The organism is Aliihoeflea sp. PC F10.4, assembly GCF_054612275.1.
The window spans coordinates 1,422,513-1,436,668 of sequence record NZ_JBTSWH010000001.1 but is presented as its reverse complement, the minus strand read 5'-3'; the positions used below and the strand labels follow the sequence as shown (position 1 = coordinate 1,436,668).

The 14,156-nt window shown below is 59.8% G+C and carries 13 protein-coding genes; 1 reads left to right on the top strand and 12 read right to left on the bottom strand.

Going from position 1 to position 14,156, the window contains the following annotated elements:
• Positions 1–18: 18 nt before the first annotated feature.
• The 11 genes from ACX82Z_RS07095 to pcsA all read right to left on the bottom strand — a co-directional run bounded on the left by ACX82Z_RS07095 (position 19) and on the right by pcsA (position 11,859).
• The gene (locus ACX82Z_RS07095) at positions 19–813 is read right to left on the bottom strand and encodes a transglutaminase family protein (protein ID WP_459587565.1); all 795 of its coding nucleotides are present in this window, start codon (positions 811–813) and stop codon (positions 19–21) included.
• Between the two features lie 9 nt (positions 814–822).
• Positions 823–1,764, bottom strand: a complete 942-nt coding sequence (locus ACX82Z_RS07090) for an alpha-E domain-containing protein (protein WP_459587563.1) — start codon at positions 1,762–1,764, stop codon at positions 823–825.
• A gap of 14 nt (positions 1,765–1,778) precedes the next feature.
• Entirely contained in the window at positions 1,779–3,191 is a 1,413-nt protein-coding gene (locus ACX82Z_RS07085) for a circularly permuted type 2 ATP-grasp protein (RefSeq protein ID WP_459587562.1), read from the bottom strand.
• 184 nt (positions 3,192–3,375) lie between these two features.
• The gene (locus ACX82Z_RS07080; protein WP_459587561.1) at positions 3,376–4,554 is read right to left on the bottom strand and encodes a septal ring lytic transglycosylase RlpA family protein; all 1,179 of its coding nucleotides are present in this window, start codon (positions 4,552–4,554) and stop codon (positions 3,376–3,378) included.
• Positions 4,555–4,761: 207 nt separating this feature from the next.
• Positions 4,762–5,139, bottom strand: a complete 378-nt coding sequence (locus tag ACX82Z_RS07075) for a hypothetical protein (RefSeq protein WP_459587559.1) — start codon at positions 5,137–5,139, stop codon at positions 4,762–4,764.
• Between the two features lie 137 nt (positions 5,140–5,276).
• Entirely contained in the window at positions 5,277–6,350 is a 1,074-nt protein-coding gene (locus ACX82Z_RS07070) for a BMP family ABC transporter substrate-binding protein (RefSeq protein ID WP_459587558.1), read from the bottom strand.
• 52 nt (positions 6,351–6,402) lie between these two features.
• Positions 6,403–7,317: an ABC transporter permease gene (locus tag ACX82Z_RS07065; protein WP_459587556.1), complete on the bottom strand. Its 915-nt coding sequence runs from the start codon at positions 7,315–7,317 to the stop codon at positions 6,403–6,405.
• On the bottom strand, positions 7,310–8,404 hold the full coding sequence (locus tag ACX82Z_RS07060) for an ABC transporter permease (RefSeq protein WP_459587554.1): 1,095 nt from the start codon (positions 8,402–8,404) through the stop codon (positions 7,310–7,312). The genes ACX82Z_RS07065 and ACX82Z_RS07060 overlap by 8 nt, the downstream gene beginning before the upstream one ends.
• On the bottom strand, positions 8,404–9,981 hold the full coding sequence (locus ACX82Z_RS07055) for an ABC transporter ATP-binding protein (protein ID WP_459587553.1): 1,578 nt from the start codon (positions 9,979–9,981) through the stop codon (positions 8,404–8,406). Before ACX82Z_RS07055 ends, ACX82Z_RS07060 begins: the two co-directional genes overlap by 1 nt.
• A gap of 129 nt (positions 9,982–10,110) precedes the next feature.
• Positions 10,111–11,088: a quinone oxidoreductase family protein gene (locus ACX82Z_RS07050; RefSeq protein WP_459587551.1), complete on the bottom strand. Its 978-nt coding sequence runs from the start codon at positions 11,086–11,088 to the stop codon at positions 10,111–10,113.
• A gap of 3 nt (positions 11,089–11,091) precedes the next feature.
• The gene (gene pcsA / locus ACX82Z_RS07045) at positions 11,092–11,859 is read right to left on the bottom strand and encodes a phosphatidylcholine synthase (RefSeq protein ID WP_459587549.1); all 768 of its coding nucleotides are present in this window, start codon (positions 11,857–11,859) and stop codon (positions 11,092–11,094) included.
• 149 nt (positions 11,860–12,008) lie between these two features.
• Between pcsA and ACX82Z_RS07040 the strand changes: the two genes are divergently transcribed.
• A complete protein-coding gene (locus ACX82Z_RS07040; protein ID WP_459587547.1) occupies positions 12,009–13,232 on the top strand; it encodes a UbiH/UbiF family hydroxylase in 1,224 nt (407 codons plus the stop codon).
• Here ACX82Z_RS07040 and ACX82Z_RS07035 read toward each other — a convergent pair.
• A complete protein-coding gene (locus ACX82Z_RS07035) occupies positions 13,195–14,154 on the bottom strand; it encodes an AEC family transporter (protein ID WP_459587545.1) in 960 nt (319 codons plus the stop codon). The genes ACX82Z_RS07040 and ACX82Z_RS07035 overlap by 38 nt on opposite strands.
• Positions 14,155–14,156: the final 2 nt, after the last annotated feature.

The following is a 14,156-nucleotide window of genomic DNA, read 5'->3' as shown; positions in this document are numbered from 1 at the left end:
AATAAGCGCTGGAAGCGATTACTGCTCGACAGTTATGCGGACTTCAAGCTCTTCATTTGCTTGTCCCTGCCGAATTCCCGAAATGGGCGTCGCATCGCGATAGTCGCGGCCAAACGCCAGCCGGACATAGCGCTCATCGGGCGACATGCCGTTGGAAATATCGAATCCGACCCAGCCGAGAGCCGGTACATGAGCTTCGGCCCATGCGTGGCTGGCAACCTGATGGTCGGTATGATCGAGCAGCAGATAGCCGCTTACATATCGACCCGGAATGCCGGCAGCACGCAGCACCGCGAGAAAGATATGGGCATGGTCCTGACACACGCCCTGGCCTGCCGAAAGAGCATCGTTCGCGGTCGTCGCAGCTGTCGTCGCGCCTGTGACATATTCGACCTGTGTCCGGATCGCCTCCATCAGATCGTGTAGCCGCGCAAGCGTATCGGTCCCGTTCAGTGATGCGGCGAGATCATCGATCTGCGGCGAGCGTGCAGTCAGCGGCGTTTCACGTTCGAAAAGCCAGAGAGGCGCGAAGCCGGCATGCGGGCCGGCAACCCCCGTACGGTCGTTCGTCGTAACCAGTCCCTTGGCCGTCACGATAATCGATGACGTAGCCGGTTGCGTGCTCAACAATCGGCTCTGATTACCGAAATGGTCTGTGAACTGCGTCTCTTCCTGAGCCCCCTCATAGGTGAGGTCCCAGCGTTCCACTGTCTGTAAGGCATCGCTACGCGGTGTCAGGCGAACACGCTGCAACGCATAAGGCAAACCCTGATCGTAGGTGTAAGTGGTCTGATGGACGATGTTCAAAAGCATGGTCCGGCCTCAAAAGAAACGATAGTCGCGGGCGACCTGATCGCCCAGACGGTTCGTGCGCATGATGACGTCTGTCAAAAATTCGTGCAGGCCCTCATCGAGCACATCCTTGATCCGCATCGCCTTGAGCTTGGCAAGCATGTCCGCGCACATCTCATGCGACGGATGTCGGTTACCGTAGTCGCTCGCCAGATTTTCGAGACTGTCGTCGATCATCCGGAAGCAGAAGGCGAGCGAACGGGGCATACGACGAGACAAAACGAGGAATTCGGCGATGTTGGTGGGCTTATAGGCCGCGTCATACACCCAACGATAGGACCGATGCGCGGAAACGGACCGCAGGATCGACTCCCACTGATAGTTATCCATCGACGAGCCGACCCAAGAGATCGACGGCAGCAGGACGTAATATTTAACGTCGAGAATGCGCGCGGTGTTGTCAGCACGCTCGATGAAGATTCCGAGTTGCGAGAAATCGTAGATTTCGTTGCGCAGCATCGTGCCCTGAAACGCGCCGCGAATCTGCGCCGTTTCTCGCTTGATGGCGTCGAGCACCTCAGGAACCTCCCGCTCGTCGAGCGGACCCGACAACATGCGCCGGAACGACATCCACGCATCGTTGATGCTTTCCCATGTCTCACGCGTCAATGCGGTTCGCACCATGCGCGCATTCATGCGCGCAGTTTCGATCGACGACAGGACGCTCGACGAGTTTTCGGTATCGCGAAGCAGGTAATCGCACACGTTGGCGGCGTTGAATTCGTCGTGCTTGCTGCGATATCCAGCCTCGACGCCGCTCGACATGATGACGGAAGTCCATTCCTCCGCATCGCTTTCGTTGCGCGTCAACGCCATGCGCAGTCCTGCATCGACCAGACGCGCCATATTCTCGGCGCGTTCGATATAGCGGTTCATCCAGTAAAGGCCGTTGGCCGTACGTCCAAGAAGCATGCCCGTCCCTCGCCTTAATCGTCCAGAACCCAGGTATCCTTCGTGCCCCCGCCTTGCGAGGAGTTGACCACGAGGGAACCGGGCTTGAGTGCGACGCGCGTCAGGCCGCCGGGGACGATGCGAATGCGATCCGAGACCAGCACGAACGGACGAAGATCGACGTGGCGCGGAGCAAGGCCCGCATCCGTCAGGATCGGGCATGTCGAAAGCGCCAGCGTCGGCTGCGCGATGTAATTGCCGGGCCGCGCTTTCAGTTTGGCCGAAAAGTCCTCGCGCTCTTTCTTCGAGGCGGCTGGACCGACCAGCATCCCGTAGCCGCCGGAGCCGTGAACCTCCTTGACGACGAGTTCGCCAAGATGTTCGAGGACATAGGCAAGGCTGTCCGGTTCCGAACAGCGCCATGTGGGTATGTTGCCAAGGATCGGCTTGCGCCCCGTATAGAACTCGACGATTTCGGGCATGTAGGAATAGATCGCCTTGTCATCCGCGATACCTGTTCCCGGAGCATTCGCGATGGTGATATTGCCGGCCCGGTAAACGTCCATGATGCCCGGCACGCCAAGGATGGAATCGGGGTTGAAACTCAACGGATCGAGGAAATCGTCATCCACGCGGCGATAAAGCACGTCGATCTGCTTGTAACCTTCGGTCGTGCGCATCGCGACGTGTCCGTCGACCACCCTAAGATCCTGCCCCTCGACAAGTTCAACGCCCATATGGTCGGCGAGAAACGCATGTTCGAAATAAGCCGAATTGAAGCTGCCGGGCGTTAGAACTGCGATGGTCGGCTGCTCGTCAGCCGAGCGCGGGGCGACCGCTGCGAGCGATTGGCGCAGCAACTGCGGATAATTCTCGACCGGGCGAACCTTGATGCGTTTGAAGAGCTCGGGAAAGAGCTGCATCATCGTTTCACGGTTCTCGATCATGTACGAGACGCCTGAAGGCGTGCGCGCGTTGTCTTCCAGAACGAAGAAATCGTTCTCGCCCGTGCGCACGATGTCGGTGCCGATGATGTGCGTATAGACGCCGGCAGGCGGACGAAGGCCGATCATCTCGGGAAGGAAGGCTTCGTTTCCGGCGATCAGTTCCTTCGGAACGCGCCCCGCCCGCAAGATTTCCTGGCGATGGTAGATATCCTCGAGAAAGGCGTTGAGCGCCTGCACGCGCTGCTCGATACCGAGCGTCAGGCGCCGCCATTCCGCACCAGCCAGAATGCGCGGAACGATATCGAAGGGGATGAGGCGTTCGGCGGAGTTCTGCTCGCCGTAGACGGCAAAAGTAATACCGGTGCGTCGGAAGACGTTTTCGGCGTCTTTCATTTTTTGGCCGAGACGGCTGGTGTCCTGCTCGGTCAGCCAGCCATCATAGTCGGAATACGGATTTCGCAGCCCATGTTCTTCCGGCCGCATTTCATCGAATGCTACCACGCGACAACTCCCCTGTTGCCACATTCGACAGTCTTGTTTTTAAAAAAGCAAGTGATCGAGATCGGCAAGCGTCCTTTTTTGCTTGTCCGACAATGGGTTGCACAAGCCTTAGGCAAACGCCTACCGTCAATGCCGGATCATCAGCGAAACGCGCCGTCTAACGACTTGTTCCAGGAAGGTTCGCTCAGTTGCGAACGATCATGGCGTCCGTTGCGCCATTGGCCCATGCATGACGCAGGATGGAATCGAGCGAGGTCGTTCCGTTCTCGGTAACGCTGACGCCATACCACTTCCCGGCAGGATCAACTTCGATCGAAGCATTGCCGACCGAGGCGAATTGCGCAGCAGCCATCGATGCCTCGGCCTTCGATGCGAAAGTACCCGCATTGACGAATGCGGCGACGCCTGTGCCCTGACGGGCAGCATCGGACCGGGCGAACGATGCAACGACCGCATCAGCGTCGAGTTTATGAGCGGAGAAGCTTTGAGCGGCGCTCGCTTCGCCGATGCGTTGATCGGCGTAGGACAGGAGTGCAAGTGTTGTCTCGGGTCGCGCCGGCGCAACCGGCACGACATCCGGAAGAACGATGTGGCCGAAAGCCGAATTGTCTGTCTGGCGAACCTCGAACGGAACCGGCGCAGCATTCGGGACCGGCGCCGTCGGAGTCACGCCGTTCATAGCCATCATTACACCGGTCGGCAGGCCATCGGACGCTGGGTCGGGCGCATTTCCGGAAGGCCGGTACGATGCCATCAGATAAGCGTCATCGAGGCCGTGCAGCGGCGCGCGTCCGACATATTCGACGGAAACCTGCGCTACACCGCTGCCTTTATAGTCGAGCATCTCGGCCGCGCGCTGCGACAGGTCGATCACCCGCCCTTTGGCGAACGGGCCGCGATCGTTGACACGCACGATAACCGAACTGCCGTTTGTCTTGTTGGTCACCCGTGCATAGCTGGGAAGCGGCATTGTGGGGTGGGCGGCGGTCAGATGCGTCTTGTCGTAAACTTCACCATTGGCCGTCAAGCGGCCATGGAAAGCATCACCGTACCAGCTGGCAAGCCCGGTGCTGCGGTAATTCGGATCTGCCTTGGGGTGATACCACTGGCCGCGAACCTGATAGGGGCGGCCGACCTGATCGCGTCCACCGCCACGCGGGAGGTTCGTACGCAGACTGGAAACGCGCGGGCTGGCCTTTACGCCATATTCGGATTCGGCAAAATATTCGGACGACCGCGTCGGCTTCTTGCTCGCGACCTTCGTCGAGCTGGCGGAGCATGCCGCAAGAAATGCCGCACCGGATATGACGAGCACGACGGATGTGAGCGTCTGCGAAATGCGGCGGCGCCTTGCTTCGGCCATACGATGTAGTCCCCGGTCCCCAATGCGGCTGAAATCCGCAGCGCAAAATCTATTGGGACGACAATCGATCGTCCACCGCGTATCGATCTGTGGATCGCACGAATTGTTTAGTTGTGTATTAATCGATTGTGTTCGGATACCGGCAGGATTGAGGCAAGCGTGAGCGCCGTCTCGACATGGTTAAAGTTAGACTAAAATCTGCTGCGATCACTCTATCGTCGCCGTACCTTCAAGACCGTCGTTCCGTTTCCAGACGATCGCGTTTTCGCCCGTTTTCTCGATCGTAAAGCAGAAGGTCGCGCCATCGTACCAGGTCGGAAATTGCTGGCACATGCTCGCACCTTCCGTCCACCACTGGCCTGTTTCGCTGGGCGTGAACATAGAAGCCATGCTGAAACCGGAGATATCGCCGGTCACGCTTCCGCCAGACTCATATCGAAGCGGCAGTCGCAATCCATAGGGTGTCGACAGCAAAACGCGTTTGCCGGATATCATTTCCTCGATCGCCGGGCCGTCCAGTTCCTGTGCAGACGCCGAAACTGCAGACGCCAGTACGATCGAGACGGCAAGACCTGAACGATACATGCGAAACTCCTGTGTTTCCCGCGCATCTGACAGTTACGATAAGAATCCGGCTTTGGTTTCGTGCTGTCCGCATTCAGGCGTTTGAAAGAAAAAGGGCGCCTAGCTAGGCGCCCTCTCCCGATGCAGTGTTGTTGCAATTATTGCGGCAACTGATCGTCGATGCCTTCGACATAAAAGTTCAGGCCAAGAAGAACGCTGTCTTCGGCGACTTCGCCATCGGCGAGCCAGACCGAACCGTCCTGCTTGTTGACCGGTCCGGTGAATGGGTTGAACTCGCCCGAGCGGATGCTTTCCTCGACTTCGCCGGCCGCCGTAGCAACGTCCTCCGGCATGTTCGTATAGGGCGCCATAACGACGTGGCCCTCGGCCAGACCGTCCCAGACATCGACCTGCTCCCAGGTTCCGTCCATGACGGCCTCGATGCGTTCGATATAATACGGACCCCAATCGTCGATGATCGAGGTAAGCTGGGTTTCGGGGCCGAACTCGATCATGTCGGACGCCTGCCCGAAAGCGGGGATGCCGCGTTCGGCCGCGACCTGCATGGCGGCGGTGGAGTCGGTGTGCTGGGTGATGATGTCCGCACCCTGGTCGATCAACGCCGTAGCGGCGTCGGCTTCGCGGGCGGGATCAAACCATGTATTGGCCCAGACGATCTTGAGCTGGAAGTCCGGGTTGACCGACTGCGCGCCGAGCATGAAGGCATTGATGCCCATGACGACTTCGGGGATCGGGAACGATGCGATGTAGCCCGCAATACCCGCTTCCGACATGCGCCCGGCGATCACACCTTGAATGTAGCGGCCTTCGTGGAACTTCGAATTGTAGGTCGAGACATTCGGATGCTCACGCTTGTAGCCGGTCGCATGCTCGAACTTCACGTCCGGGAAGCGGCCCGCGACTGTGTTGGTCGCGTCCATATAGCCGAACGACGTCGTGAAGATGATGTCGCAGCCCGAACGAGCGAAGCGCTCGATTGCGCGTTCGGCGTCCGCGCCTTCCGGAACGCTTTCCAGATAGGCGGTTTCGAGCCTGTCGCCGAAATGCTCCATCGCGTCGAGACGGCCCTGGTCGTGCTGGTAGGACCAGCCGAAATCGCCGATCGGGCCGACATAGATAAAGCAGGCCTTCGTCTGCTCGTCCTGTGCGGAGGCGACCGCCGGAATGAGCACTGCCGCCGAAGCAGCAAGAGCAAGCATGATGTTTTTCATTGAATTCAGTCCTCTGTTGGTCACCCGGGGCCTACCCGTCTCGTTTTATTGGTTAGCGATCTGGAACAAACGGCCGCCCCAAAGATGCCGGTGTGTTCACCATTGTCAGTCGCCGATTTCGAGAGATTAGAACAAGTACGACGATCGTCGCCAGATAGGGAAGCGCCGAAAGAAGCTGCGAGGGCACACCTATCCCCAACGCCTGCGCGTGAAGCTGCCCGATCGACACGGCCCCGAAGAGATACGCGCCCGCCAGCACGCGGAGCGGACGCCATGATGCGAAGACGACCAGCGCGAGCGCGATCCAGCCGCGGCCCGCCGTCATGTTCTCTACCCATTGCGGCACATAGACGAGCGACAGATGCGCGCCGGCAAGCCCCGCGCAGGCACCGCCGAACAGCACCGCCATATAGCGGATACGCACGACCTTGATGCCGAGCGCATGTGCGGACGCATGGTTATCGCCAACTGATCGCAAGGTGAGTCCCGCCCGTGTGTAGAAAAGGAACCACAACACACCGACTGTCAGGAATACCGAGACGTAAAAAATCAGGTCCTGGCTGAAGAGCAGACGGCCGACGATCGGCAGATCCGAAAGCACGGGCACATCGAGGCGCGGTAGTCGCACGCCCGGTCGTCCGACAAAGCTTTCGCCGATCATACCGGACAGGCCGAGGCCGAGCAGCGTCAATGCCAGTCCCGTAGCAACCTGATTGGTGACGAGCGTGAGCGTCAAAAAGGCGAAGAGCAGCGAGAACAGCGCACCGACGATGATGGCCGCGAACGCGCCGAGAAACGGATTGCCGGTCATCAGCGCGACGCCGAAGCCGGTCACCGCGCCCATGATCATCATGCCCTCGACGCCCAGATTAAGAACCCCGGAACGTTCTACCACGAGTTCGCCGATAGCCGCCAGAAGCAGCGGCGTCGCCGCCATGGAAACAGTGAGCAGAATGGCTTCAAACATTGGCGGCCTCCGCTGGTGCGGCGTTCGGTCGAACAAGCCTGATGCGATAGTGGATCAGCGTGTCGCAGGCGAGCACGAAGAACAGGATCGAGCCCTGGAAGGCGCGCACGACCTTGTCGGAAAGCCCGACGGATATCTGCGCCGCCTCACCACCCAGATATGTCAGCGCCAGAACGAGGCCGGCCGCGACGATACCGAGCGGGTTCAGCCGTCCAAGGAAAGCGACGATGATCGCAGTGAAGCCATAGCCCGGCGAAATGGACGGACGAAGCTGCCCGATCGCGCCAGAGACTTCCGAAATGCCTGCAAGACCCGCCATTGCGCCCGACACGAGGAAGGCGAAGATGACCATTCGCCCCGCCGAAAAGCCTGCGAACCGCCCTGCCCGCGGACTTTGCCCAATCAGCTTGATTTCAAAGCCCTTCAGCGTCCGCGACAGAACGAACCACAGCACGAGCGCCGCGATGAGCGCGAAGGCGAACCCGTAATGCGCGCGGCCGGATTCGGCCCAGATTTCCGGTAGTCGCGCATATTCATGGAAGCTGCGCGTTTCGGGAAAATTAAAGCCGCCGGGATTGCGCCACGGACCGCGCACGAGCCAGTCGAGAAATAGCTGAGCGACATAGACCAGCATCAGGCTCGAAAGGATTTCGTTGGTGTTGAAACGCACCTTGAGGATGGCAGGGATCGCAGCATAGGCCGCCCCGCCCGCAATCCCCATCAAAAGCATCAGGGGCAGCACGAGCCAGAACTGGAAGTCGGGAAAGACGACCGGCAGGATCGAGCCTGCGATTGCGCCCATGATGAACTGACCTTCCGCGCCGATATTCCAGTTGCTCGACAGGAAGCAGACCGACAGCCCAACCGCGATCAGGATCAGCGGCGCGGCTTTGATGGCGAGTTCGTGCAGCGACCACGTCTCGGTCAGCGGATCGATGAAGTAGTAATAAAGGGTCTCGATCGGGTCCTTGCCGAGCGCCGCGAAAAGAATCGCGCCCGCGACGATCGTCAGGCCAAACGCCATGAAGGGCGACAGCGCGCTGAAAAGCGTGGAATGCTGTGCGCGCTTGACGAGTTCAATGCGCATCACAGAGCTTCCTTCTCGAAGGGACGCGGCGGATGCGCGTCATCCGCTCCGCCCATCAGAAGACCGATCTTCTCGTAAGTCGCTTCACTTATCGGCATGGGAACGGAAAGCCGACCGTCATGCATGACGGCAATGGAATCGGAAATCTCGAAGAGTTCGTCGAGGTCCTGACTGATGACGAGCACCGCCGAACCGGAACGCGCAAGGTCGATCAATGCCTGGCGAATGCGTGCGGCCGCTCCTGCATCGACGCCCCATGTCGGCTGGTTGACGACCATGACCTTTGGCTCACGGTCGAGTTCCCGACCGATGATGAACTTTTGCAGATTGCCACCGGAAAGCGCGGACGCCTCGGGGTCCTCGGCGCTTTTTCGAACGTCCATCATTTCGACGATTCGTTTTGCCGCCGCCGCGATCCTGCCTGAGCGGATTGTACCGGCGGTGCCGAGATAATCCTTCGCGTCGGTTCGATAGCGGGACAGAAAGAGGTTTTCGGACAGCTTCATCGCAGGCGCAGCACCGTGGCCAAGCCGTTCTTCTGGTACGAACGCAGCGCCTTGCAGGCGACGTTTCGAAATGCCTTGCCGGCCGACCCCTTTACCCGCGATACGCATGGTTTCGGCCTTGTCCTGCAGACTTTCGCCGGAGATCGCTTCGAAAAATTCGCCCTGCCCGTTCCCCGCAACACCGGCGATACCAAGGACCTCGCCGGTCTGAACGCTGACTGAAATATCGCGAAGGGGCACTGAGAACGGCGTGGCAGGCTTGCGGTTCAGATTCTCGATCTGGAGGAGAGGTTCGCGCCCAGTTTCGACGACCGGTCCTTCGCGTACCACGTTCTTGACCTCGAGCCCGACCATCATGCGCGCAAGCGATGCGGCTGTCTCCTGACGCGGATCGGTATGGCCGACGACCTTGCCGTGCCGCAAGACGGTCGCACGGTCGCAGATGCGCTTCACCTCTTCGAGCCTGTGCGAGATATAGAGGATCGACTTGCCCTCACCCTTCAGCCGCTCCAGCGTCTCGAAAAGCCGTTCCGCCTCCTGTGGCGTCAGCACGGAGGTGGGCTCATCGAGGATGATAAGTTCCGGTTCCTGCAAGAGGCAGCGGATGATTTCGATCCGCTGGCGCTCGCCCACCGAAAGGTCGCCGACATGGCTGGATGGGTCGAGCGGCAACCCATAGGCTACCGACAGCGAACGGGCGCGCTCGGCGATCTTCGAGATCGGCGTATCGTCATCGATCGACAGGGCAATGTTTTCAGCGACGGTCAGTGCTTCGAACAACGAGAAATGCTGGAAGACCATGCCGATGCCGAGATGACGCGCCTGCCCAGGACTGGATATGCGAACATTCTCGCCCTTCCAGTAGATTTCGCCGGAAGCCGGTTCGAGCGAGCCGAACAGCATCTTGACCAGGGTCGACTTTCCCGCGCCGTTCTCGCCGAGCAGTGCGTGAATTTCACCCTTGCCGATCGTCAGATCGATATGGTCGCATGCCTTGAGCGTGCCGAATATCTTCGTAAGGCCGCGCACGGCCAGCAAGGTATCGGCTTGGCTCAGCTCGGACTGATCCACTCAACCCCCATTTGGCGACCTTTGGTCTGCCTTCATCTGTTCCCGAACCGACCTTAGGCCCCTGCGGCGGCGAGCGCAAAGCGCCGGTGATTTTGAAAGTGCTTCAAAGCCGGGCCGGGTGATCGTCCGCTACGGAACGAGGACCGTCGTGCCGGTCGTCTTTCTTCCTTCGAGATCCGCATGCGCCTTCGCGACGTCTGCAAGCGGATAACGTTGGTTGATCTCGATCTTTACGATGTCGTTTTTCACCACATCGAACAACGCGGTCGCCGATTCCTCGAGTTCGGGCCGTGTCGCAACATAGTTGAAAAGCGTCGGGCGCGTCATGTAGAGCGAACCCTTCTGCGAAAGCAGGCCCACATTCATCGGCGGGATGGGGCCGGAGGACTGACCGAACGACACGAACAATCCGCGCGTCTTGAGGCAATCGAGCGACCCTTCATACGTGTCCTTGCCGACCGAATCATACACCACGTCGCACTTCTTGCCGTCGGTGATCCTGGCCACTTCCTCAACGAAGTTTTGCTCGCGATAATTGATCACGTGGTCGAAGCCGTGCGCCTTGGCAAGCGCCACTTTGTCCGCCGAGCCGGCCGTGCCAATGACGGTTGCGCCGAGGTGTTTCGCCCACTGTCCGAATATCAGGCCGACGCCGCCGGCCGCTGCATGATAAAGAACGGTGTGGCCGGGCCCGACCTTGAAAGTCCGGCGCAGGAGATATTCTGCGGTCATGCCTTTCAGCATCATGCCGGCGGCTTCTTCGTCCGAAACGCCATCGGGAATTCTGACCAGCCGGTCGGCCGGCATCGTGCGCTCGGTGGTGTAAGCGCCGATTGCGGACGCATAAGCGACGCGGTCGCCAACCTTGACGTTTTCGACGCCCGGTCCGACTTCCTCGACGAGACCGGCGGCTTCATGGCCGGGCGTCAGCGGCAAGCCGTTCGGTGCCGGATAGAGGCCCGTGCGGAAATAGACGTCGATGAAGTTCACGCCAATCGCGGTATGGCGGACTTTGACCTCACCCGTGCCGGGCGCGGCGACATCCACGTCCTCAAGCTTCAATACGTCCGGGCCGCCATGCGTGCTGATGCGGATCGCTTTTGCCATCGGTCAGACCTTTCTCATTCCAAGTTTCGGAAAAATCTGCATCACGATGCCGATGCAGAAAAGATAGATACTCAGGATCGCGATCGAGACCTGCACGAATTCCGGCGGGTCCATATCCATTACGAGCGCATAGAAGGAAAGCGCGCACCAGCCGAGGAACACGCTCAGATTCAGCGGGCGCAGACGCGCCACGCGCACCGGATGGAGGAAATTGAGCGGCAGGAAGGTCATGATTGCCGCGATCACGACGACGGCGAACGACACCCACTCGCCCGGTTCGATGACGAACAGCGTGAAGACCACCATGTTCCAGACCACAGGAAACCCCTTGAAGAAGTTCTCCTTCGTCTTCATGCCCGTGTCGGCGTAATAGATGGCGCTCGAAACGACGATGATCGCCGCCGAGATGAACGAGAGCCCTTCGCCCATGAAGCCGCTTTGATAAAGCGCGAAGGCCGGAATCAGGACATAGGTGACATAGTCGATGATGTTGTCGAGAAGTTCACCCGACCATGTCGGCAGAACTTCCTTGACGTCCAGCTTGCGCGCGATCGGCCCGTCGATGCCATCGACAAAAAGCGCCAGTCCCAGCCACAGGAACATCGCCGTCCATTGCCGTTCAGCTGCCGAAACGAGCGACAGGAAAGCAAGAAACGAACCCGACGCCGTAAGCAGATGCACCGAAAAGGCGCGCGCCTGAGGCCAGGTCACCTTTTTCTTCGGCTTGGGGATGCGCTGCGACAAGGGCTTTCGATTGGTATCCTTACTCACGGGCCACGCCAGTCCAGCTTATACAGAGGCGGAAAGGAAGATCGTTCCTGCCGCGGTTGAACGTTCCCCATCGCAATGGGCCAAATCGCCCCGTTGATCAATCCCGCGGCGAAGAACATATATCGGTTTCAAAAGGAAAGCGGACGGGAATGACGGACCGAAACGAATACGAGATACTTGTCGCCGGCACCGGCCCTGTTGGAATGATAGCTGCCCTCGCGGTCGCACAAGCTGGATTTCGCGCCGCAATTGCCGGCCCTAAAACCTCGACGGCCGATGCGCGAACAACCGCGATCATGCATCCCGGAATCCAGTATCTTGCATCCCTGTCGCTCAATTCCTTTCTTGAAGAGCATGGCGCACCGCTCCGCACCATGCGGATCGTCGATGCAACCGAGCGGCTTATACGCAGCCCGACCGTGACGTTTCACGCTTCCGAGCTTGGCTTGTCAGCATTCGGGCGAAATGTAGCGAATGCGCAGCTCAACGCGGCTCTTGAGAAAGCCGTCCTCGCGCATTCCGGTATAGGTCGCATCGAGGGCATGGTTGAAAGCTGGCATCCGGCACAGACGCACGTCACCGCGACGATGTCGGGCGGAACCGAACTTTCTGCCGGCCTCGTCATTGCGGCGGATGGGCGCGGATCGTCGGCGCGCCTTGCGGCCGGCATAGACGTCGACACCAAGCCGACGGGCCAGACCGCCATCGTTCTGAGCTTCTACCATACACGTCCGCATGAAGGCATATCCACGGAATTTCACACGGCATCCGGGCCGTTCACGCAGGTTCCGCTCGCCGGCAACCGATCGAGCCTTGTTTGGGTGGTTCGCACAGAGGATGCGCCCGCCATCCTCGCGCTCGATCGGCCAGAACTCGCCGACCGGATCGAACAGCAGAAGAGGTCAATGCTCGGGCGTGTGACGGTCGAAACGGAGCCGCAGACCTTTCCGCTGACGACATCGCGGCCACGGCACTATGCAACGAACCGCATCGCGCTCGTCGGCGAAGCAGCCCATGTGTTCCCGCCGATCGGCGCGCAGGGACTGAACCTCGGCATCCGCGACGTGGAAGCCCTGGTCGCGGTTGCCGAACGTTACCGTGCCGATCCCGGTTCGGCAGAGGCGATGGAAGCGTATGCGTCGAAACGGCGTCCCGATATCGCCTTGCGTTCGGGCGCAGTCGACCTGCTGAACCGTTCTCTCCTGTCCGATCTGCTGCCCGCGCAGGTCGCCAGAAGCGCGGTCTTCGAGGCGTTGCGCGCGCTGCCGCCCATGCGCAATTTCTTCATGCGCGAAGGTATGAAGCCGGGCAGCGGCCTGAACGCGTTTCTACCGCTCAGGACCAGGGATCGGCAGGCAGAAGGCCGGACTTGATCGCATAGAGGAAGAACGTGACCGTGGCGATCGACACGACGGTCGTTACGAGCACGCTCGCTGACGCCCGCTGCACCCACACACCATATTGCTGAGCGATGATGAACACGTTGGTTGCCGTCGGCAACGCCGCCAGAAGCATCGCCGTATAGATCCAGACCGGCGGAAAATCTCCGATTGCGGTCAGGATCGCGTAGCAGATCAGCGGATGGACGACGAGTTTCAGCAATGCGATCGGCAGGATATCGACCGGCATCCTCTTGAGCGGTCGTAACGCTATCGTCACACCCATGGCGAATAGCGCGCATGGCGCAGCTGCACGCGCGAGATATTCGAGCGTGGTGTCGAGCGCGACGGGCGGACGCCATTGCAGCCATGCGGCCAGCACACCGACCACGGTTGCGATGATGAACGGATGAAACGCGATCTTGGCGCCGACATCTCGCGCGACCTTCGACCACGTTTCCTTTCGTTCACCCGAAATGGCCATCATGAACGGCGCAACGGCGAAGTGCAGCGCATTTTCGAAGGCAAAGATCAGCGCGACAGGCACCGCCGCCTGCTCGCCGAATGCGAGAAGCGCTATGCCGGGTCCCATGTAACCGATGTTGCCGTATGACGCGGCAAGCGCCTTGACCGTCGACTCCGGTATGCTGCGATCCCCCAGCCACGACATCGCAAACATCAGGCCGAAGACGATGTAGGTTGCGGCAACCGACCCCAGAATGAAGGTCCAGTTGGTCAGTTCCTCGAACGGTGTCCGCGACAAAAGCTGGAAGAAGAGTGCTGGCAAAGCGAGGTAGAGGATGAAGATATTCATCCAGCCGAGCGCTTCGAGCGGCTGTTTCGTCAGCAACGCGACCAGCGAGCCGAGAAAGATCATGCCGAAGAACGGCAGCACGAGTGCAATGATATCAGACATGG